Raw genomic sequence first — 21,564 nt, forward strand, 5'->3', positions numbered from 1 at the left:
ATGCCGCAGCCCCGCCCGTCCTGTCAGAGTTCCGCGCCATGTCAGCGCCCCACCGCATAGGCCTGCATCAGCCGCGGCGTGGCGGCGGCGCGCAGGATGCCGTCGGGTTCGCGCAGCGCGGCGGTCAGGCGGCCGACGGCCCAGGGCTCTGTCACCTCGACGACGTGGCCACGGGCGCGCAGTTCCTCGATCACGGCGGCGTCGAAGGCGGGCTCGATCAGCATCTTCGCCGGCTCGGCCTTGCGGGGGTAGAACGAGCCCTGGAAATGCACCGAATGGAACAGCGGCCGGTCCATGTTGGCCTGCAGGTTGCCGCCGTGATGGACGAAGCGCAGGAACCAGATCAGTTGCCACTGGTCCTGCTGGTCGCCGCCGGGCGTGCCGAAGGACAGCCAGCGGTCGCCGTTCCGCGCCAGCGACGGCGTCAGCGTGGTGCGCGGGCGCGAACCGGGGCGCAGGCCCGAGGGCACGCCTTCCTCCAGCCAGAACATCTGCGCGCGGCTGTTCAGCGGGAAGCCCAAGCCCGGCACGGCCGGAGAGCTTTGCAGCCAGCCGCCCGAGGGGGTGGCCGAGACCATGTTCCCCCAGCGGTCGATCACGTCCAGGTGGACCGTGTCGCCGCGTTTCTCGACCAGATGCGCCATGGTCGGCTCGACGCTGACGGCCACGCTTGCGCCGAAGTCCCGGGCGGCGCGGGCGATGGCGGCGTCGGCCAGGTGCTCGAAGCCCGGCACCCGGCCGGGGCGCTGCTCGGCCGAGGCCGTCGGGCCGATCAGCTTGCGGCGCTCGGCGGCGTATTCCTCGGACAGCAGCACATCCATCGGGATGTCCGAGAAGTCGGGGTCGCCGTAATAGGCCTCGCGGTCGGCATAGGCGAGCTTCATCGCCTCGATCACCGTGTGCACGAACTCGGTCCCGCAGGGGTCCATCGCGGCAAGGTCGATCCCGCGCAGGATCGCTAGCGCCTGCAGCAGCACCGGCCCCTGCCCCCAAGGCCCGGTCTTGTAGACCGTCCAGCCGTGGTAATCGAGCGACAGCGGTTCCTCGGTCCGGGCGCGCCAGCCCGACAGGTCCTCGCGCGCCAGCAGCGCACGGTTGCGCGCCCCGCTGACGTCGGCCAGTTCGGCGGTCTCGATGAAGTCGCAGATCGCGTCGGCCACGAAGCCGTCCGACCAGATGGCGCGGGCAGCCTCGATCTGGGCCACGCGGTCGTCCGACGCCGCCTCGGCCTCGTCGATGATCCGCTGCCAGGTGGCGGCCAGGACGGGGTTGCGGAAGATGCCCTCGGGATCGGGGCAGTCGCCGCCCGGCAGGCAGACCTCGGCCGACGTGGGCCATTCCGTGCGCAGGAAGTCGGCGATGCCCTTGATGGTGTTGGCGACGCGCGGCAGCACCGGGTGGCCCTCGCGGGCGTAGAAGACGGCGGGCTCCATGACCTCGCGCAGGGTCATGCTTCCGCCCTCGGCCAGCAGCTTCATCCAGCCATCGAAAGCCCCCGGCACGACGGTCGCCAGCAGCCCCGATCCGGGGATCAGCGTCAAGCCCAGGCCGCGCATCGCCTCGATGGTGGCGGCCTTCGGCGCCGGCCCCTGGGCGCAGATCACCTGCGGCTCGCCCTCGGCGGTGCGCCAGATCACCGGCAGGTCGCCCGCCGGGCCGTTCAGATGCGGCTCGACCACCTGCAGCACCAGGCCGATGGCCACGGCGGCGTCGCAGGCGTTGCCGCCGCGTTCCAGCATCGCCATGCCGACCGCCGAGGCGATCCAGTGCGTCGAGGTCACGACGCCGAAGGTGCCCCGGATCTCGGGGCGGGTGGTGAAGTCGCTCATCGTCAGTCCCTCAGTTTCTTGTCATTCGCGGGGGTCAAGCGCGTCGCGCAACCCGTCGCCCAGAAGGTTGAAGCCCAGCACGACCAGGAAGATCGCAAGGCCCGGCCACATCGCCAGCCACGGCGCCTGCGCCATGAAGTTCTTGGCCGTGTTCAGCATCGACCCCCAGGACGGCGCGGGCGGCTGCTGGCCGAGGCCGAGAAAGGACAGCGAGGCTTCCGCGATGATCGCGGCGGCGATCGTCAGCGTGGCCTGCACCAGCACGGGCGGCATGGCGTTGGGCAGGATGTAGCGGGCGAGGATGCGCGGGGTGGACAGGCCGATGGCATGGGCGCCCTCGACGTAATCCTCGGCCCGGATGTTGATGACCTGGCCCCGCGTCAGGCGCACGAAGATGGGCGTGGCCGAGATCCCGATGGCGATCATGGCGTTGGTCAGGCTCGGCCCCAGGAAGGCCGCCAGCGCGATGGCGAGGATCAGGAAGGGCACCGCCAGCAGCGCCTCGGTGCAGCGCGAGATGACGATGTCGGTCCAGCCGCCGAAATATCCCGCCAGCACCCCCAGCGGCACGCCGAGGATGATGGCGATCCCGACCGAGACGATGCCCGCCAGGACCGAGGCACGCGCGCCCCAGATCATGCGCGACAGCACGTCCCGCCCGATCTCGTCGGTGCCAAGGGGATGGGCGGCGCTGGGGGCCTGCCGCACGGCGGCCCAGTCGGTCGCGGCGGGGTCCAGCAGCGGCAGCAGCGGCGCCAGCAGCGCGACCAGCAGGAAGGCGCCCACGATGATCGCGCCCAGGATCGCGCTGCGATGGGTGCGGAACTTGCGCCAGCTGCGGCGGGCGGGGGTGTCGATGACGGGCGCGGCGCTGCGCGCGGCAATTGCCCTGGCCGCCATCACGCGGCCCTCAGGCGGGGATTGAGAAGGATATACAGCATGTCGGCCACGAGGTTCATGAGGATGAAGCCCACCGCCGTCACCATCACCACGCCCTGCACGACGGCGTAGTCCCGGGTGAAGACGGCATCGACCACCAGCTTGCCGAAGCCGGGGATGGTGAAGATCTGTTCCGTCAGCACCGCGCCCGCGATCAGTTCGCCGAAGAGCAGCGCGGTCAGGGTGACGATGGGGGTCAGCGCGTTGCGGAAGGCGTGGCGCAGGACCACGCGGCGTTCGGGCACGCCCTTGGCGCGGGCGGTTCGGACATAATCCTGCTTCAGCACCCCCAGCATGGACGAGCGCGTGTGCCGCATCAGCGCGCCCGCAAGCCCCGTGCCCAGCACGAAGGCGGGCATGATCATGGTGCGCATGGACTGCACGAAATCCTCGGTGGGCGGCACGTAGCCCGAGGCGGGCAGAAGCTGCCAGCGCACCGAGACCAGCATGATCAGCAGGATGCCCAGCCAGAAGTTCGGCACCGACATCCCCGACAGCGCGACAAGGTTCGCGGTGTAGTCGGTCAGCGTGCCCTTGCGGACCGCCGAGATGATCCCCGCGGGAATGCCGATCACCAGCGCGATCAGGATCGCCATGACGCCAAGCTGCAGCGTGACGGGCAGCTTCTGCAGGATCAGTTCCGTCACCGGCTGGCCGGTCCGCAGCGAGGTGCCGAGATCGCCCTGCAGCGCCGCCGTCAGCCAGTTGACATACTGCACCGGCAGCGGGTCGTTCAGGCCAAGCTGTTCCCGGATGGCGGCAAGGGCGACGGGGTCGCGCTCCTCGCCCGCCATCGCCAGCACCGGGTCGCCCGGCAGCAGCTTCTGCAGCGCGAAGACGAAGACCGAGATCAGCAGGATCGTCGGGATGGCGCCGACCACGCGCCGCAGGAAAAGGTTGAGCATGGGCCGAGGGCTCCGGCAATCGGTGGACGGGCGCGGCCTGTCGGGGCCGCGCCCGGATGGCGGATCAGTCCGCGTCGGACACGTTCTGCAGGCGGATCATCCCGTCGGGATAGGGCTTGAAGCCCTGAACGCCCGCATCCACGCCATAGAGCCACGCCTGATAGTAGAGGTAGCTGACCGGCAGGTCCTGCTGCAGGATCGCCTGCGCCGCGTCATAGCGTTCCTTGCGCTGCGCGGGGTCCGTCAGGGTGCGCGCCTCGTTCAGCAGGCGGTCCACTTCCGGGTTGGAATAATGCCCGTCATTGAAGCCCGCGCCGGTGGTGACGAACTGGTGCAGGTTCCCGTCCGGGTCGATCCGGCCAGACCAGCCCTTGGTGTGGGACTGGAAGTTGCCCTCGGCCCCGTCGGACACGAGCGTGGCATATTCCTTGGTCACGATGTTGATGTTGAAGCCCGCCTCGGCCGCCATGGCCTGGATCATCTGGGCGGTCTGCTGGTTCTCGGGGCGGTTCGGCACCTGCAGCTCGATGTTGAGGGGGATGGCGGCCCCGGCCTCGGCCAGCAGCGCCTTGGCCTTTTCCACGTCACGCTCGGGCGCGGCATAGGCCTCGTTGTAATAAGGGCTGTCCGGCGGGAAGGGCTGGCCCGCGGGCGGGAAGGCCCCCTGGAAGACCACCTGGCTGATCGCGTTGCGGTCGATCGACAGGTTCAGCGCCTGGCGGATGCGCGCGTCCTGACCCAGCGGGTTCTGGGACTGCGGCCCGTTGGCGAGATTGAAGTAGATGCCCTGGTAGCCCAGGCCCGTGACCTGTTCCACCCGCAGGTTGCCGTTGCCCTGCACGGCCGGGATGTCCGTCGCGGCCAGCTGGTTGATCATGTCCAGATCGCCCGACTGCAGGTTCGCCAGACGCACGGTGGTGTCGGGAATGGGCAGGTAGACCACGCGGTCCAGCTTGATGGCGTCCGCGTTCCAGTAGTCGGCGAAGCGTTCCAGTTCGATCCGGTCCTGCGCCACGCGGCTGACGAACTTGAAGGGGCCGGAACAGGCGGGCGCGCTGGCGAAGTCCTTGCCATCCGCAAAGGCCGCGGGCGACATCATCATCCCGGCGCGGTCGGTCAGCTGCGCCATGACGGTCGCGTCCGGCGCCGACAGGTTCAGCCGCACCTCGGTGGGCGAGATCACCTCGACCGATTCAACCGAGGCCAGTTCCGACTTGCGGACGCTGTCCTCGAGGGTCTTCGACCGCTCGATGTTGGCCTTGACGGCCTCGGCATTGAAATCGGTGCCGTCGTGGAACTTGACGCCCTCGCGCAGGGTGAAGGTGATGGACCGGCCGTCCTCGGACTGGGTCCAGGCGGTGGCCAGCTGCGGCACGATCTCGAGCTTCTCGTTCACGTCCACGAGCTTGTCGCACAGGGCGGTGAAGACGATGCGGCCCACGAACAGGCGCGAGCGGTCGGGGTCCAGCGTGTCGGGGTCGTTCTCAAGCCCGATGCGCAGTTCGGCGGCACTGGCGGCCGCGGCCGTGGACAGCAGAAGCGCCGCGATCAGCGAAAGTCTGGTGGTCATGCGTGTCATTTCCCTGTTGTCGGTGTCGGGGATTCGGCCTGCGCCACGGCGCGGCGGTAAAGGGCGATGCGGGCGGCGGCGGGGCCGTCCCCGTCGCGGTGGGCGGGGGGCGCGAAGGGGTTTTCCGCCGCGATCTCGCGCCAGAAATGGCAGGCAACCGGATGGCCGTCGCCCGCGTCGTCCAGCAGTTCCGGCACGTCGATCCGGCAGCGCTCGCGCGCATAGGGACAGCGGGTGTGGAAGCGGCAGCCGGGCGGGGGCGCGGCGGGCGAGGGGATCTCGCCCCCGATCGCCTCGGCCGGGCGGTCGAGGCCGGGCACGGGTTCGGGGATCGCCGCCAGCAGCGCGCGAGTGTAGGGGTGGCGGGGGGCGGCGAAGATCTCGTCGGTGTCGCCCAGTTCGACCAGCGTGCCCAGATACATCACCGCCACGCGGTTCGACATGTGCCGGATCACGGCCAGGTCATGGGCGATCACGATCAGCGTCAGGCCCAGGGCCTCGCGCAGGTCCGCCAGCAGGTTCACCACCTGCGCCTGGACCGAGACGTCCAGCGCGCTGACGGGTTCGTCCCCGATTACCAGCGTCGGACGCGAGGCCAGCGCGCGGGCGATCCCGATCCGCTGGCGCTGGCCGCCCGAGAACTCGTGCGGATAGCGGCCCATGTGCTCGGGGCGCAGGCCGACCTGGGTCAGCAGCTCGGCCACGCGGTCGCGCCGTTCGGCGGCCGACATCTGCGGGAAATGGGTTTCCAGCGGCTCGCCGATCAGGGTGCCGACGCTGGCGCGCGGGTTCAGCGAGGAGAAAGGGTCCTGGAAGATGAACTGCACGTCGCGGCGCAGGTCGCGCAGGGGCTTGCCCGACAGGCCCGCGATCTCGCGCCCTTCGAAGGACACGCTGCCCGCGGTCGGTTCCAGCAGGCGGGCCAGAAGCCGCGCCAGCGTGGACTTGCCCGACCCGGATTCCCCCACGATGGCGAAGGTCTCGCCCCGGCGGATGTCCAGCGACACGCCGTCCACCGCGCGCACGGGCGGGGGCTTGCGGAAGGGCGCGCCCGCGCCCTGGAAATGCCGCGTCAGGCCGCGGGCCGACAGGATGGTGTCATCGCTCATGCGGCGGTCCCGAAGCTGAGTTCAAGGGGCGCGTAATGGCAGGCCGCGCGGTGTCCCGCCGCAAGCTCGCGCAGGCGGGGCTGGTCGGCGCATTTCGGCTGGGCGAAGGGGCAGCGGGTGGAAAAGCGGCAGCCCTTCGGCATCTCGGCCGGCGAGGGCACCGAGCCCGGCACCGTGGCCAGCCGCGTGCGCGGACCCGTCAGCGAGGGGATCGAGCCCAGAAGCCCGATGGTGTAGGGATGCTGGGGGTCGTTGAAGACCTGCTCGACCGTGCCGGTTTCCGCGATGCGCCCCGCATACATGACGGCCACGCGGTGGGCGACCTGCGCCACGACGCCCAGGTCATGGGTGATGAAGACCACGGCCATCCCCCGGTCGCGCTGAAGCTGCGAGATCAGGTCGAGGATCTGGGCCTGGATCGTCACGTCCAGCGCCGTGGTCGGTTCGTCCGCGATCAGCAGCGCGGGCTCGTTCACCAGCGCCATGGCGATCATCACCCGCTGGCGCATCCCCCCGGAAAGCTCGTGCGGATACTGGCGCATCCGGCGTTCGGGGGCCGAGATCCCGACCTTGCGCATGATGTCCAGCGCGCGGGCGCGGGCCTCGGCCTCGGTCACGTCGCGGTGGCAGCGCACGGCTTCCGCGATCTGGTCGCCGATTCGGAAGGCCGGGTTCAGCGAGGTCATCGGTTCCTGGAAGATCATCGCCATGCGGTCGCCGCGCAGCCCGGTCAGGCTGTCGGGGCGGGCAAGGTCCAGCCGCTGGCCGTCGAACTCGGCCGCGCCCTCGATCCGCACGCCCTTGGCGCCCAGAAGGCCCATCACGGCCAGCGAGGTCACGCTCTTGCCGCTGCCGGATTCACCGACGATGGCCAGCGTCTCGCCCGGCGCAACCGCCAGATCGACGCCCGAGATCACCTCGGCCGAGCCCCCGAAGGTGATCCGCAGATCGCGGACCCTCAGCAGCGCCTCGGCGGGGGTTCCTGTCATGTCCGTGGGGTGAAGGGTCAAACCAATATCCAAACCACATTGCCAGTGGTTCAGTTATGGAGAGCGCCTTTCCCCCGAGTCAACATCTTTCGGCAGCCCTGCGCAGCTTATGCGCAGGGGCTTTCAAGCCTGCCGCCCCGGCAGGCAGCAGGCCCATCCGGGCGGCAGAGGTTTGCGCGTGGTTCGGGAAACCGCGCCCCTTTCAGGCGGCGCGGCCGGGGATCGGGCGGCCGAGGGTCAGGCCGGCCACCCGCGCGGCGATGGTGTCGGCGTCGAGGCCGAAATGGCGGTAAAGGTCGCCGATGGTGCCGGTCTGGCCGAAATGCTCGACCCCCAGAGGGATCGTCCGGTGGCCCGCCACCGCCCCCAGCCAGGACAGCGTGGCCGGGTGGCCGTCGATCACCGTGACCAGCGTGCAGTCGCGCGGCAGCGGCTCGAGCAGCGCCTCGGCGTGGGAGCGCGCGGATGCGTTTCCACGCGCCCTCGCCCGCTGCGCGGCGGTCCAGCCCGCGTTCAGCCGGTCGGCCGAGGTCACGGCCAGCACGCCCACGTCGCGCCGCCCTTCGGCGATCATGGCGGCGGCGCGAATCGCCTCGGGCGCGACCGCGCCCTGATAGGCGATCACGACGTCGCTGTTCGGCCCCGGCGGGCGCAGCCAGTAGGCGCCGTCGATCGCGCCCTGCCGGAAAGCCTCGTCGCGGCGGCGGCCGGGCTGCTCGATGGGGTTGGTGGACAGCCGCAGATAGACCGAGCCGCCGGTCTGGTCGCGCAGCCAGGTCCGCTCGTCGGGGTCGCCCTCGCCGTCGCGCTGAAGATAGTCGAAGGCCCATTCCATGATGACGGCCAGTTCATCCGCGAAGGCCGGTTCAAAGGCGGCAAGCCCGTCCTGGCTCATCCCGATCAGGGGCGTGCCGACCGACTGGTGCGCGCCCCCTTCCGGCGCCAGCGTCACCCCCGAGGGCGTGCCCGCCACGATGAAGCGCGCGTCCTGGTAGCAGGCGTAGTTCAGCGCGTCCAAGCCCCGCGCCACGAAGGGGTCGTACAGCGTGCCGACCGGGATCAGCCGCCGCCCGAACAGCGAATGCGACAGCCCCGCCGCGGCCAGCAGCAAAAACAGGTTCATCTCGGCGATGCCCAGTTCGATGTGCTGGCCTTCCGGCGCAAAGTCCCATTTCGCGGTCGAGGGGATGTTCTCGGCGCGGAAGGTGTCGGCCAGCGGGTTGCGGGCGAACAGCTTGCGGCGGTTGACCCAAGCCCCCAGCCCGGTCGTCCCCGTCACGTCGGGCGAGGTCGTCACCAGCCGCTCGGCCAGCGGGCTGTCGCCGCGCGCAAGCTGGTCGAGGATCTTGCCGAAGGCCGCCTGCGTGGAAATCTCGCGCTCGGCCGCGGGTTCCACGGCGGGCACGGGAAGCGCCGCGTCCGACAGCCGCCGCGTCCCCCTGGCGAAGAAGGGCACGGAGTCGAGGAAGGCGCGGAAGCCCTGAACGTCCTCGACGCCCGCGAAGCGGTCCCATTCCTGGCCCTCGGGCACGCCCATGTGGGCCTGCCATCCGGCCATCTGGGCCTTCGTCATCAGCCCGCCGTGGTTGTCCTTGTGCCCGGCGATGGGGGTCCCCCAGCCCTTGACGGTATAGGCGAGGAAACAGGTCGGGCGGTCATGGTCGATCCCGGCGAAGACCTCGGCCATCGTGTCCACGCAGTTGCCGCCCAGGTTCTCCATCAGCGCGGCGAGTTCCGCGTCGCTGCGGCGGGCGATCAGGGCGGACACCTCGCCCTGGTCGCCCAGGTCGTCCATCAGCCGCGCCCGCCAGACCGCGCCGCCCTGAAAGGTCAGGGCCGAGTAAAGCTGGTTCGGGCAGTCGTCGATCCACCGGCGCAGCGCCTCGCCGCCGGGTTCGGCAAAGGCCGCGCGCTGCAGGGCGCCGTATTTCACGCGCACGACATCCCAGCCGAAGGCGCCGAAGATCGCCTCGATCCGGCTCCACAGCCCTTCGCGGACGACGCCGTCCAGCGACTGGCGGTTGTAGTCGATCACCCACCAGCAGTTGCGCAGGTCGTGCTTCCAGCCTTCCTGAAGGCATTCGTAGATGTTGCCCTCGTCCAGTTCCGCGTCGCCCATCAGCGCGATCATCCGCCCCATGGGCCGGTCCCCCGCCCAGGGCTTGGCCGCGACATAGTCCTGCACCAGCGAGGCGAAGGCCGTGACCGCCACCCCGAGGCCGACCGAGCCGGTCGAGAAATCCACGTCATCCACGTCCTTGGTGCGCGAGGGATAGGACTGGACGCCCCCGAAGCCGCGGAAGTTCTCCATCTTCTCGCGGGAAAGGTTCCCCATCAGGTATTGCATGGCGTGAAAGATCGGCGAGGCATGGGGCTTGACCGCCACCCGGTCCTGCGGCCGCAGCGCGGTGAAATACAGCGCCGCGAGGATCGACACCATGGACGCCGAGGAGGCCTGGTGCCCGCCGATCTTGATCCCGTCCACCTTGGGGCGGACATGGTTGGCGTTGTGGATCATCCAGTGCGACAGCCACAGCAGCCGCTGCTCGACGGTCTTCAGATGGGGGCTGGACATGGCGCGTTCTCCTTGGCTTCGGGACAGGATAGTCCGGGCGCCCTGCGAGTGCGAGGCCGACCCTCAGATCGCCGAGGACGGGGGCTGGCGGAAGCGCCTGAACCGGCCCCAGCGGAAGGGCGACAGATCGTGCCGGGGGCGGCGGCCCATCGCCAGGTCCGCCAGCGCGCCCGCGACGCCGGGGCCGATGCCGAAGCCGTGCCCGCTCATCCCGGTGGCGACCGTCAGGCCGGGGATGGGCGTGTGGTCGATCACGGGCAGGGAATCCGGCGTCACGTCGATCATGCCCGCCCATTGCCGGACGATCGGCGGCCGCCCGATTGCGGGGAAGGCGCGGGCGAAATGCTGCCGCACCGCCGAAAGGTCGCCCGCGGCAGGGCGGGGGTCGAGGATGCGGCAGGCCTCATAGGGGCTTTCGCCGCGCCTTCCGGACCTGCGCCAGGCATCCGGAAAGCCGGCCGGCGCCATGGGGCGGAAGCGGGTGCTGGCGGGGTCGGCCAGGAACTGCGGCAGGAAGGGCAGAAGGTGGCGGAAGGCGGCGGGGCCGATGAAGAACTCGTGCCGCGACCAGGGGGTCAGGGTATAGCCGCCGTCGGCCCGCCTGCGGATGGCGAAGCGGTCGTCGGCCGCCGCCCCCGGCAGGAGCTCCGGCAGCGGCCCCGTGACGCTGACGCTGGAGGTGACGGAGAGCTGAGGCAGCGACAGCCCATGCGCGCGCAGAAACAGCGAGGACCAGGCCCCGCCCGCAAGGATCACGCGCTCGCAGCGGACCGCGCCCGCCTCGGTCTCGATCCCCGCGACCCGGCCCGCCGACAGGTGCAGGCCGCGCACGGCACAGTTTTCCCGGATCGTGACACCATCTTCGGCAGCGGCGCGGGCCAGCGCGGGGACGGCCCGCAAGGGCTCGGCCTGCCCGTCGGAGGGCGTGTGCAGCGCGCCGATCCAGCCCGCGGCATTGGGCAGCATCGTCTCGGCGCCCTGCCGCGACAGAAGCTGGCTGTCGAGGCCGAAGGCCCGCGCGCCGTCGAGCCAGTGTTCATAGGCGGCCAGATGCGCCTCGGTCCGCGCCAGATAGGTGATGCCGGTCTGGCGGAAGCCCGTGGCGCGGCGCAGGGGACCCGGCAAGCCGCGCCAGATGCGCAGCGCCTCGATCATCAGGGGCATCTCGGCCAGGTCGCGGCCCTGCTGCCGCACCCAGCCCCAGTTGCGGCCCGACTGCTCGCCCGCCATGCGGCCCTTTTCGCAGACCAGCACCCGCTGGCCTTCGCGGGCCAGCGCCCAGGCGGCCATCAGCCCGACGATGCCGCCGCCGATCACGGCCACATCCACCGCCTCGGGCAGGGGGCCTTGATGCTCGGGCGGGGTGGAAAGGGTGATGGGAAAGCCGTCCATGGGTCAGAACCTGCCGATGCCGTAGGGGGTGGGGTCGATCCGCGGCGCACGGCCCGCCACGGCGTCGGCCACCATCAGCGCCGTGATGGCCGAAAGCGTCAGCCCCAGGTGGCCGTGGCCGAAGGCGTGGATCACCTGCGGCCCCCCGGACGACGGTCCGATCACCGGCAGCGAATCCGGGGTCGAGGGGCGGAAGCCCATCCATTCCGTGGCGACCGGCCGGTCCGCCAGCCCGGGCAGCGCCCGGCGCGCGCCGGGCAGCAACGCCCGGATGCGGCGGAAATCGGGGGCTGCGGTCAGCCCCGCCAGTTCATCCCCGCTGACCAGCCGCAGCCCGCCCTGCATGGGCGACAGCACCATCCCCAGCGCGGGCAGCCCCACGGGGCGGCGCAGAAGGTCCTCGGTCCCGCGGCCGAAGCCCAGGTGATAGCCGCGCTCGGTGTCGAGGCTGACCCGGTCGCCCGCCTGCCGGGCGAGAGGGGCCGACCAGGCCCCCGCCGCGATCACCACGCGGGCGAAATGATGCGGCCCGGCCTCGGTCTGCAGCGTGACGCCATCGGGGCGGCGGGCGAGGTCCCGCACCCGCAAGCGCAGGTGGCGCGCGCCGCGTGACAGGGCGGCATCCGCATAGGCCTGCGCCAGCCCGCGCGGATTCCGCACGAAGCCGCTTTCGGGCTGGTGCAGCCCGATCCGGGCGAGGTCGGGGTTGAGGCCCGGTTCCAACGACAGGACCTCGTCCCGGTCCAGCACCTGATAGCGCACGCCCGCGCGGTCCATCAGCGCCCGGTCGGGGCCGGTTGCGGCAAACTCGGCCTCGGACGCGAAGACCTTGAGCCAGCCCTCGTCGGTGATCATCCCCCCTGCCCCGGCCAGCGCCGCCAGATGCCGGTGCGCCCGCAGGCTGCCCTGAACCAGCGGCTGCAGGGCGGCGGCGATGCGGGCGACCTCGGCCGGGCGGCCCGCGCGGACGAAGCGCCACAGCCAGGGCAGCGCGCGCGGCGCGTGGCGCAGGCGCAGGACGGCGGGGCCGTTGCGGTCCAAGACGTAACCCGGCAGCGACCGCAGCACCTGCGGCGTCGCGGTCGGCACCACGGCGCCCGTGACGATCCCGCCCGCGTTCCCCGACGAGGTGCCCGCGCCCGGCGGGTCGGGGTCGAGGATCGTGACCCGGTGGCCGTCCGCCGCCAGCGCCAGCGCGCAGGCCGCGCCGACAAGGCCTGCGCCGATCACGGCGATCTCCTGCGAGGGGTTCGTCATGGGGATCAGTGGTGCAGGATCTTGCCCAGGAAGTCCCGGGTGCGGGCATGGACGGGGGCGGTGAAGAAGGTTTCGGGCGGCGCGGTTTCCACAATGGCGCCCCGGTCCATGAAGATCACCCGGTCGGCCACCTTGCGGGCAAAGCCCATCTCGTGCGTGACGACCATCATGGTCATGCCCTCGCGCGCGAGGCCCACCATCACGTCCAGCACCTCGTTGATCATCTCGGGGTCCAGCGCCGAGGTGGGTTCGTCGAACAGCATCACCTTTGGCTGCATGCAGAGCGACCGCGCGATCGCCACACGCTGCTGCTGCCCGCCCGACAGCTGGTGGGGATAGTTCCCCATCTTGTCGCCCAGCCCCACCTTTTCCAGAAGCGCCCTGCCCCGGGCCTCGGCCTCGGCGCGGTTCAGCCCGCGCACGTGGATGGGCGCAAGCGTGACGTTCTCCAGCGCGGTCTTGTGGGGATAAAGGTTGAAGCTCTGGAAGACGAAGCCGACCTCCATGCGCAAGGCGCGCAGGGCGCGGCGGTTGGACAGGTCGGTGCCGTCCACGACCAGCCGGCCCTGCTGGAAGGGTTCCAGCCCGTTGACGCAGCGGATCAGCGTGCTTTTCCCCGACCCCGAAGGGCCGCAGACCACGACGACCTCGCCCTTGCCGACGGTCAGGCTGATGTCGTTCAGGACATGCAGGGGCCCGAACCACTTGTTGACGCCCGAGAACTCGATCATGCGCGCTTCTTTTCCCATGGGCTGATCCCCCCTCACAGCAGGGCGTCCTGCCCGCGCCGTTCCAGGCGCCGCGACAAAAGGATCAGCGGATAGCAGATGATGAAATAGCCCAGGCCCACGGTGCCGAAGACCATCAGCCCCTGCGGCACCGACTGCACGATCATCCAGCCCGAGCGCGTCAGGTCCAGAAGCCCGATGGCCGAGACGACCGAGGAATCCTTGATCAGCAGCACGAACTGCCCGACCAGCGAGGGCGTGACGATCCGGACCGCCTGCGGCATCAGCACCAGCCGCATCTGCTGCGCGGGCGTCATGCCCGAGGCAAGCGCGGCTTCCCGCTGCCCCTGCGGCACGGCCTTGAGGCCCGCGGCCACGATCTCTCCGATGAAGCAGGCCGCGAGGTTCGACAGCGCCACGACCCCTGCGGCAAAGGCCGACAGCTCGATCCCCGCGGCGGGCAGGATGAAGAAGACGATGAAGACCTGCACCAGGAAGGGCGTGCCGCGGAACAGGTCGATGTAAAGGCCAAGTGCACGGGACAGCCAGCGGTTGCCGCCCGCGCGGATGATGCCGAAGGCAAAGCCGACCGCGGCGCCGATCAGCAGCGACAGAAGCGACAGGCCGAGTGTCATCCCAAGGCCCTTCAGCAGGACCGGCCAGTAGCCGAGGATGCGTTCGGCGTAGAACCAGAACATGCCCCTACCCCCGGCCCGGAAGGGCGTTGCGCGCGGACCAGGCCCCCGCCGCCGATTTCAGCGCGTAATACAGCACCAGGTAGCCGAGTGCGGTCGCCACCAGTCCCTCGACCGGCATGAAGCGGTCGATGGCGATCCGCTGGCCCGCCCGCGTCAGTTCCACCACCGAGATCAGCGACAGAAGCGAGCTGTCCTTGACCAGAACGATGGTCTGGCCGATCACCGGCGAGACCGTCGCCCGCAGCGCCTGCGGCAGCACGATCAGCCGCATCCGCTGCATGTAGCTCAGCCCCGTGCTCATCCCCGCCTCGACCTGGCCGCGCGGGATCGACAGGATGCCCGAGCGGATGATCTCGGCCATGTAGGCGCCCGAGTTCAGCGCCAGCGCGATGATGCCGATCAGCATCTCGGGCAGGACGATGCCGAGGCGCGGCAGCCCGAAATACAGGAAATACAGCTGCGCCAGCAGCGGCGTGGCGCGGATCACGTCCACATAGGCGACGGCGGGCGCGCGCAGCCAGCGCAGGGGCTGGATCGCCAGCGCGCAGGCCAGCACCCCCAGGGCCATCGCCCCCAGGAAGCCCGCAGCCGAAAGCCACAGCGTCGAAAGGAAGCCCTGCCAGATCTCGGGCAGGTATTCCAGCATCACGCGCGTGTTCAGTCCGCCCAGCATCTCGCCCCAGGGGTTGCCGCAAAAACATGGCGCCGCGGGACACAGGCCCCGCGGCGCCGCACAAGGATCAGTGGTCAGCCTTCCAAGCGTCCGAGTTCACCCAGTAGTCCAGGTTCTTCTGCAGCCGCCCGTCCAGTTCCACCGTGTCGATGAACAGGTTGCCCCAGGTCAGCAGGTCCATCGAGTCGTAGCGGACCGCATAGGCCAGCGGCTCTTTCGACAGCATCTGGTCGAAGATGGCGAAGGTGCCCTCGGGGTAGGCCGCGGCCTGGGCCTTGACGGCCGAGTTGTCGTTCACCCCGCAATCGGCCTGGCCCGAGGCGACCGCGTCCAGCAGCAGCGTGCCGCCGCCCTTGAAGGACTTGATCTCGGCCTCGGGGAAGACGGTCGGAGCGAGCTTCTCGCCGGTCGAGCCGAGCAGGACGGCCACGGTCGCGCCGGGCTTCTTGCAGTCCTCGACCGAGGCGATCTCGCCCCCCTGCTTTGCGAAGGCCACCGCGCCCACATACATGAAGGGCTTGGTGAAGGCGACTTGGGTGGCGCGGGCCAGCGTCGGCGTCATGTCGGCCGCCAGCATGTCGGCCTTGCCCGACATCAGCGCGGGCAGAAGCCCGTCCCAGTCGAAATCGAGATAAACGACCTTCACGCCCATCTCCTGGGCCATCAGGGTGGTCAGCTCGATGGCGCTGCCGGTGCGCTGGCCGTTCTTGTCCATGAACGAGAACGGAGGTCCCTGGGTCTGCACCGCCACGCGCAGCTCGCCCCGCGCGAGGATGTCTTCCAGCGTTCCCGCCTCGGCCGGGGTTGCGGCCGGAACCGCCGCCGCCGCCGCCAGCCCCGCCAGCGCCACGACGCCGGCGATCGCATTCAGTCTGCCCATCTTGTGTGTCTCCCCTTCTGCCGGGGCGCTGCGGCCCCATTGTCCTGTTTGCCGGGCCTCAGGCCTCGGCGCGCCTGCCGCGGGCCCGGGGGTCCGCGGCGTCCTCCTCCCACACGCCTTTCGGCACGCTCAGCCACCTGTTGTGAGAGCGCATGACCACAAAGGTCTCGCTGCCCTGGATGCAGCCGGGCTCGGCCAGTCCCGGCAGCAGTTCGCTGGTGACGCGGTAAAGATCCGCCATGTCGCCCTCGATCAGCACCTCGGCGATGAGGTCGTAGCGCCCGGTGACGATGCTGACCGAGGTCACAAAGGGCAGCTCGGACATGCGCCGCGCGATCTCGTCCAGCCGGCCGCGCCCGTTGGCGTGGATGCCGATGATGGCGCTGATCAGTTCGGGCCGTTCCGAGACGTTCAGAACGCCCACGATCTTCAGCAGCCCCGCCCCCACCAGCGCCTTCAGCCGGGCGCGCACCGTGGGCGGGCTGACCTCGAGCCGCGCGGCCAGGTCGTTGACCGAGGCCCCGCCGTTCTCGGCCAGAAGCCGCGACAGCTTGCGGTCCACCCTGTCGAACACCTCCCGCACGCCGCCCTGCCCCGACCTTTCCACAGGCGCCAGCTTTCGGATCGGAAAACTTCCGTGTCAACGGGTTTTTATCAGGAAGATTCGAGGGCCTTCAATTTTCAACCCCCGCGTGAGGACCGACCTTGAAGGCTGCGGATTGCCAATTGGCAATTCAAAGAGGATTACCCTCGGCATAGCGGCGGAAGAAGGCCAGAAAGGCGCGGTCCGGGTCGTTGGGCGCATCCTTCCCTTTGGACCACGCGCGCCACTCGCCCTCGACGAAGTAGATGTCGTAGCCGGGATGGCGCAGGCGGGCGGTCTCATAGGTTTCTGTCAGCAGCGCAGGCCCGCGACTGTCGAGCCAGGCAGGGCGCCCGCGCAGGGGCGCAGCACCCTGCCCCGCCAGCGGTGCCGCTGCGGGCTCGACCTGCTCGGTCCGGCCCTCGGCCTTGGCGCGGCGGCCGACCTTGGAGAACTGCAGCGCCCGGTCAGCCGCCCCAGAGGCGTCGCCGTCCTTGCGCCACCAGCGCAGTTCCACATGCGTGACCGCCCTGCCCGTCTTCAGCGGCACCACCTCGACCATGAAATCCGACAGCGCATTCACCTCGGCCACCGCCGGGTCGATCGCCCGCAGCTTGAGGTTCGACCAGGACGACAGCTTGCCCTTGGGCACGCCGATGATCCCCCGGAAGCTGTCCAGCGCGAAGCGTTCCGAGGCCTTCCAGCGCAGGTTGCCGCGTTTCTGCACCATCTCGTAAAGCGTCAGCGCATATTTCGACGACAGCGCGAACATCACCTCGCGTTGAAGGCGTGCGAAGACTTGGCTGTTGCGGATGATCTTCCGCAGCCGCGCGGGGATCTCGTATTCCAGCAGCCCGTCCGCCCGCCCGCTTTCCAGGTTCCCGCCCAGAAGCTGGACCCGCTCGATCGCCGGCTCGCCGTCCCAGACCACCGCGACCTTGACGATGGCCGACATCAGGCGCTCCAGGCTTTCGCCCACGCGGTCGTTGGAATTGTGGCTTCCCCGCAGCGCCGCCTTGGCGATGACATGGGTCACCGGCTTGTCGATGGCATCCCAGGCGTTTTCCAGAAGCAGGTTGTAGATGCGGCGGTCGTTCAGCGTGAGCGGCGTGACCTCGACCAGATCGACCAGTTCGCCCGGCTTGACCAGGCTGTCGGCCGTGGGACGCGCCTCCACCGTGCGAATCGCTGTTGCCGCCATGCGTTCCCGCCCTCACCAATTCTTACGTTGGTAGCCGGGGTGCCGTAATTTTTCAACGGGGCTGCGGGCGTTGCACCCGAAAAGTAAGCAACGGGGTTGCCGAGAGGCGAAAGGCGATTCGCACTAGGCTGATTTCATTGAGCGATTTTGGTCCGATTGCCGGAGCGGTTGCCCTCACCCCAAAGGTAAGCCCTGGCACCCACCCGGAACGTAGGGGGAGCCGCCCCGATTCGTAGTGCCATACCGCCCCAAACGTAGCGGATGCCGTCCCGAAAAGTAGGAACTGGCGGAATAAACCTGCAGATATCAGTTAGTTGCCTCTCACGAACTGTGAACAAGAAGAATCCAGAACCAGAAGAGGTTTTGTTATCCACAGGATATGGGGAAGGCCGCTCTGGGGGTCAGCGTGAGTCCTTACGAATTGGGATGACAAGCCTGCCTGAAGGTACGGTTTCTGCCAACGAACGGTTGCCAAAATCGTTCGTGCACGGCGTAGCGCCTCGGTTTCCGTTTCTGGAACCTGCCCCTCGCAGAACCGAACTTTACCGGACACCCGCGACAGTGCATGGTTCCTGCAAACAAGGGAACCGGATCATGGACAGCGTTCTTCTGCCCGTCACGCTTGACGAGCTTTCCGTCCTCAGCCGCCGCGCCGCCACGGTGATCGAGCGTCTGCGCGAACGGGTCTTCGCCCCCGGCACGCAGAAGCAGCTGGACCTGCGCTTCAACGTCCGCACGGCCGCCGAGATGGTCGGCCGGTCGGAAAAGGCGATCCGCGACGCCGAAGGCGACGGTCGCCTGCCATCCCCCGACAAGGACGAGGACACCGGCCGCCGCCGCGGCTATTCGCTGGCCGACATCGCCCGGATGCGCGAGGTCTTCGGCACCCTGCCGCATCGCGCCCCCGACGACCCGCCGCTGGTCCTGGCCGTGCAGAACTTCAAGGGCGGCGTTGGCAAGTCCACCATCGTCACGCATCTGGCGCAGTATTTCGCGCTCAAGGGCTATCGCGTCTGCATCATCGACTGCGACAGCCAGGCTTCCAGCACCGCCGTCTTCGGTCTGAATCCCGACGTGGATGTGGATGAGGAAGAGGACACGCTTTACCCGTTCCTGCGCCACGGCGGCCCCAAGACGCTGCACTATGCCTTGCGGGCGACCTATTGGCCGGGGATCGCGATCATCCCGGCGAACCTCGGCCTTTACGACGCCGAATACGAGTTCGCGGCCCGGATGGCGCGCGACCCGGCCTTCATCCTTGATCGTCTGCGCGAGGGCGTCGAAAGCATCGCGGACCAGTTCGACATCATCCTGCTGGACCCGCCGCCGGCGCTGGGGATGCTGTCGCTGTCGGTGCTGCGCGCGGCCAACGCGCTGCTGGTGCCCGCGCCGCCCAACAACATCGACTTCGCCTCGACCGCGCATTTCCTGAAGATGCTCGAGGCGACGCTGGCAGAACTCGCGCGCCACGGCGGCGAGCGGCAGTACAGCTTCGTCAAGATCCTGACCTCGAAGATGAACGAACAGAAGTCGGCGCATCAGGCGATCAAGCGCATGATGGACGCGGTCTTCCCGCAGGACATGCTGATGGCGGTGCTGAAGGACAGCGCCGAGATCGACAATGCCAGCGCCAATCTGATGACGGTCTACGAGATGACGGGCGCCGCCACTCGGACCGAGACGCACAAGCGCTGCCGTGCTTATCTGGACGCCGTGGGGCGCGAGGTCGAGCTGCTGGCCCGCAAGACCTGGCCCAGCCATCACCGCGATCTGCGCAAGGAGGGACTGCTGTGAGCAAGCGCCATAACGCGATCTTCGACGACGTCCTGCGCGACATGGACGAGCCGGCGCCCGCGGCCGAAAAGGGCGGCGCGCGGTTCCTCAAGCGCTCGAACGCCCTGGCCGAAAGCGGCACGCGCGAGGAGAAGGTGCTGCGCTGGGTCGATCCGGCCACCTGCGTCATGTGGGAACGCCACAACCGCGCCTATGAGCTGCTGACCGAGGCGAACTGCCGCGACCTGATCGACAGCCTTCGCGCCCAAGGGCAGCAGGAGTTTCCGGCCATTGTCCGCCGCCGCCAGGGCGAAGGCGCGGAATACGAGGTGATCTGCGGCGCGCGGCGGCATTTTGCGGTCTCGTGGCTCAGGGCGAACAACTATCCGCAGTTCCGCTATCTGGTTGAGGTCCGCGACCTGACCGACGAGGAAGCCTTCCGCCTCGCTGACATCGAGAACCGCGACCGGGCCGACCTGTCGGACTACGAACGGGCGCGGGATTATGCCAAGGCGCTCGACCTGTATTACGGCGGCAAGCAGAAGGCGATGGCCGCGCGGCTCGAGGTCTCCGAAGCCTGGCTGTCGCGCTATCTTTATCTCGCGCGTCTGCCCGAGACGGTGGTTCGGGCCTGGCCGCAGATCACCGACCTCAAGGAGCTGCACGCCCGTATCCTGCGGCCGTTGCTGTCGGATGCGGGCGAAAAGGTGCTGGCGGAAGCCGAAGCAATCGCCGCCGAGCAGGACCATGCGCGCATGGGGCAGGGTGCCTTTGTCCCGGTCCCGCGCGTGCTGGCACGGCTGAAGGCGGCAACGCTGCCGTCTGCGAAACAGCCTGCGCCTTCGGCCAGGCTGCGCGTTCGCGAGCGCGGGCGCGAGGTGACGCTGCAGTTCGACCGTGACCTCGACGAGCCGACGTTGCGGGCGGAACTGGACCGTTTCCTCGCCGAGCGCTTCGGGTGAGGACCTGAAATTGCCAACTGGCAATTTCCTGCGGACAAGGATGTGAATTGTCAGTTGGCAAGAGGCACAAACGACTGAGATGATGAACGAATCCCATCCTCTTGCTCTGCGGCAAGAGGTGCATTACCTTGGGTAATACCAACCGAGGGCACCCATGCGCATCACCATAAAGGGGCAGGTCACGATTCCCCAGACCATCCGCGACGCGGCCGGGTTCCATCCGGGGACCGAGGTCGATTTCGTCCTGGGCGACGACGGGCTGGTGCGGGTGATCCCCTCGGACCAGTTGCGGGCAGAGCGTACGCAGGCGCTGGATCGGGCCATCACGCGGCTGAGGGGCAGCGCCGACACGGGGATGACCACGGACGAGATCATGGCGCTGACGCGCGGATGACGCCGGTCCTGGTCGATTCCAACATCCTGATCGACATCGCCACCGACGACCCGCAATGGGCTGCATGGTCGGCCGAGGCGCTGGCGCGGGAAGGGCAGGGGGCGCGGCTGGTCATTAACCCGCTGATCTATGCCGAGGTCTCGGTCGCCCATGCGCGGATCGAGACGCTGGACGCCCTTCTGCCCGAGGAGGTCTTCGCCCGCGAGCCCCTGCCTTGGGCGGCAGGCTTTCTTGCCGGCAAGGTCTTCGTGACCTACCGCCGGCGCGGAGGCGCCCGCCGCTCGCCCTTGCCGGATTTCTACATCGGCGCCCATGCGGCGGTTCGCGGCTATCGCCTGCTGACCCGCGACCGTGCCCGTTACGCGACCTACTTTCCCAAGCTCGACCTGATCGCACCTGCCGAATCCTGAGACCACGGGGGTGCCGGGCAACCGCGCCCTGATCGTCTCTCGACATGATCACCACGCCGCCGGGCCGACCGGTCCGGCAGGAAGGCGGCGGATGTCAGTACCAGTCGCTCCGCAACCGGGCGCATTCTTCCACAAGGCCCCAGACACTGACGCAGCGCGACCGGGACAGCGCGTCCGGACCATCGGAGAAGGGATCCGGGTTCCCGTCCGTCTGCCCGTCCGCAACGCGAGCCGGCGGGTGCTGGACCGCGGGGGCAGCATGGAAGGGCCAGAGCGGGTCGAGGGCTTTCAGCAGGGAATGCCGGTGAGGGTGAAGGACTGCGGGCATCGGATCTCTCACAACAGGGATGCGCCTTGGCGCATCGGGAACGAGGGCTGCAAGGCGGCCTTGCGTCTCGCAGGGCGGGGCATGGCGTCGAGGCCCGGCGGGGAAGGGGTGCCGCTGCCGGGGGCGGAAGCGTCCGAACGGCTCACAGCGCGACCTCGCGCCGTTCGGGATGGCTGCAGCTCCAGCGGGCGACCTGCCAGTCCGGATGGCCGTCCTGCCAGCGCGCGATGATTGCCTGCCCGTGCAGCACGCAGGTCATCAGCGAAACCTCGCGCGCGTCGAACTGAAGCGCGAAGTCGCGGCAGTCATCGCCGCTAGTCAGACAGGCAGAGATCAGCAACTCGATCATGATGGCGATCCCCGGTAACG

Annotated in this window: 20 protein-coding genes; 4 read left to right on the top strand and 16 right to left on the bottom strand. The window is 69.2% G+C overall.

Going from position 1 to position 21,564, the window contains the following annotated elements:
- Window positions 1-41: 41 nt before the first annotated feature.
- The 15 genes from ACFFII_RS02375 to ACFFII_RS02445 all read right to left on the bottom strand — a co-directional run bounded on the left by ACFFII_RS02375 (window position 42) and on the right by ACFFII_RS02445 (window position 17,328).
- A complete protein-coding gene (locus tag ACFFII_RS02375) occupies window positions 42-1,829 on the bottom strand; it encodes a gamma-glutamyltransferase family protein (RefSeq protein WP_377697283.1) in 1,788 nt (595 codons plus the stop codon).
- A 21-nt stretch (window positions 1,830-1,850) separates the two neighbouring features.
- On the bottom strand, window positions 1,851-2,729 hold the full coding sequence (locus tag ACFFII_RS02380) for an ABC transporter permease (protein ID WP_377697284.1): 879 nt from the start codon (window positions 2,727-2,729) through the stop codon (window positions 1,851-1,853).
- A complete protein-coding gene (locus ACFFII_RS02385; protein ID WP_377697285.1) occupies window positions 2,729-3,673 on the bottom strand; it encodes an ABC transporter permease in 945 nt (314 codons plus the stop codon). Before ACFFII_RS02385 ends, ACFFII_RS02380 begins: the two co-directional genes overlap by 1 nt.
- A gap of 64 nt (window positions 3,674-3,737) precedes the next feature.
- The gene (locus ACFFII_RS02390; RefSeq protein WP_377697286.1) at window positions 3,738-5,243 is read right to left on the bottom strand and encodes an ABC transporter substrate-binding protein; all 1,506 of its coding nucleotides are present in this window, start codon (window positions 5,241-5,243) and stop codon (window positions 3,738-3,740) included.
- Between the two features lie 5 nt (window positions 5,244-5,248).
- Window positions 5,249-6,352 carry an ABC transporter ATP-binding protein gene (locus ACFFII_RS02395; protein WP_377697288.1) on the bottom strand — a complete coding sequence of 368 codons (1,104 nt, stop codon included), beginning with the start codon at window positions 6,350-6,352 and terminating at the stop codon, window positions 5,249-5,251.
- A complete protein-coding gene (locus ACFFII_RS02400) occupies window positions 6,349-7,341 on the bottom strand; it encodes an ABC transporter ATP-binding protein (RefSeq protein ID WP_377697291.1) in 993 nt (330 codons plus the stop codon). The genes ACFFII_RS02395 and ACFFII_RS02400 overlap by 4 nt, the downstream gene beginning before the upstream one ends.
- 202 nt (window positions 7,342-7,543) lie before the next feature.
- Entirely contained in the window at window positions 7,544-9,916 is a 2,373-nt protein-coding gene (locus ACFFII_RS02405; RefSeq protein ID WP_377697293.1) for a thiamine pyrophosphate-binding protein, read from the bottom strand.
- A gap of 63 nt (window positions 9,917-9,979) precedes the next feature.
- Entirely contained in the window at window positions 9,980-11,308 is a 1,329-nt protein-coding gene (locus tag ACFFII_RS02410) for an NAD(P)/FAD-dependent oxidoreductase (RefSeq protein WP_377697294.1), read from the bottom strand.
- A gap of 3 nt (window positions 11,309-11,311) precedes the next feature.
- Window positions 11,312-12,565, bottom strand: coding sequence for an NAD(P)/FAD-dependent oxidoreductase (locus tag ACFFII_RS02415; RefSeq protein ID WP_377697296.1), 1,254 nt, complete (start codon window positions 12,563-12,565; stop codon window positions 11,312-11,314).
- Window positions 12,566-12,570: 5 nt separating this feature from the next.
- Entirely contained in the window at window positions 12,571-13,314 is a 744-nt protein-coding gene (locus ACFFII_RS02420; protein ID WP_377697297.1) for an amino acid ABC transporter ATP-binding protein, read from the bottom strand.
- 14 nt (window positions 13,315-13,328) lie between these two features.
- The gene (locus tag ACFFII_RS02425) at window positions 13,329-13,991 is read right to left on the bottom strand and encodes an amino acid ABC transporter permease (RefSeq protein WP_377697299.1); all 663 of its coding nucleotides are present in this window, start codon (window positions 13,989-13,991) and stop codon (window positions 13,329-13,331) included.
- Window positions 13,992-13,995: 4 nt separating this feature from the next.
- Window positions 13,996-14,664 (bottom strand): amino acid ABC transporter permease, encoded by a 669-nt coding sequence (locus ACFFII_RS02430; RefSeq protein WP_377697300.1) that lies wholly within the window; start codon window positions 14,662-14,664, stop codon window positions 13,996-13,998.
- A 67-nt stretch (window positions 14,665-14,731) separates the two neighbouring features.
- Window positions 14,732-15,544, bottom strand: a complete 813-nt coding sequence (locus tag ACFFII_RS02435; protein WP_377697301.1) for an ABC transporter substrate-binding protein — start codon at window positions 15,542-15,544, stop codon at window positions 14,732-14,734.
- A 58-nt stretch (window positions 15,545-15,602) separates the two neighbouring features.
- On the bottom strand, window positions 15,603-16,118 hold the full coding sequence (locus ACFFII_RS02440) for an Lrp/AsnC family transcriptional regulator (RefSeq protein ID WP_377697302.1): 516 nt from the start codon (window positions 16,116-16,118) through the stop codon (window positions 15,603-15,605).
- A gap of 160 nt (window positions 16,119-16,278) precedes the next feature.
- On the bottom strand, window positions 16,279-17,328 hold the full coding sequence (locus tag ACFFII_RS02445) for a replication initiation protein (protein WP_377697303.1): 1,050 nt from the start codon (window positions 17,326-17,328) through the stop codon (window positions 16,279-16,281).
- A gap of 594 nt (window positions 17,329-17,922) precedes the next feature.
- Here ACFFII_RS02445 and ACFFII_RS02450 point away from each other — a divergent pair.
- The 4 genes from ACFFII_RS02450 to ACFFII_RS02465 all read left to right on the top strand — a co-directional run bounded on the left by ACFFII_RS02450 (window position 17,923) and on the right by ACFFII_RS02465 (window position 20,867).
- Entirely contained in the window at window positions 17,923-19,122 is a 1,200-nt protein-coding gene (locus ACFFII_RS02450) for an AAA family ATPase (RefSeq protein WP_377697304.1), read from the top strand.
- Window positions 19,119-20,063 carry a ParB/RepB/Spo0J family partition protein gene (locus tag ACFFII_RS02455; protein ID WP_377697305.1) on the top strand — a complete coding sequence of 315 codons (945 nt, stop codon included), beginning with the start codon at window positions 19,119-19,121 and terminating at the stop codon, window positions 20,061-20,063. Before ACFFII_RS02450 ends, ACFFII_RS02455 begins: the two co-directional genes overlap by 4 nt.
- Before the next feature lie 154 nt (window positions 20,064-20,217).
- Complete coding sequence (locus ACFFII_RS02460) at window positions 20,218-20,457, top strand: AbrB/MazE/SpoVT family DNA-binding domain-containing protein (RefSeq protein WP_090756764.1); 240 nt, start codon at window positions 20,218-20,220, stop codon at window positions 20,455-20,457.
- Window positions 20,454-20,867, top strand: coding sequence for a type II toxin-antitoxin system VapC family toxin (locus ACFFII_RS02465; protein WP_377697306.1), 414 nt, complete (start codon window positions 20,454-20,456; stop codon window positions 20,865-20,867). The genes ACFFII_RS02460 and ACFFII_RS02465 overlap by 4 nt, the downstream gene beginning before the upstream one ends.
- A gap of 470 nt (window positions 20,868-21,337) precedes the next feature.
- Here ACFFII_RS02465 and ACFFII_RS02470 read toward each other — a convergent pair whose 3' ends face one another.
- Window positions 21,338-21,544, bottom strand: a complete 207-nt coding sequence (locus ACFFII_RS02470) for a hypothetical protein (protein ID WP_377697307.1) — start codon at window positions 21,542-21,544, stop codon at window positions 21,338-21,340.
- Between the last annotated feature and the right edge of the window lie 20 nt (window positions 21,545-21,564).

The sequence above is a fragment of the Paracoccus niistensis genome, assembly GCF_042432925.1.
GTDB classification, from domain to species: domain Bacteria; phylum Pseudomonadota; class Alphaproteobacteria; order Rhodobacterales; family Rhodobacteraceae; genus Paracoccus; species Paracoccus niistensis.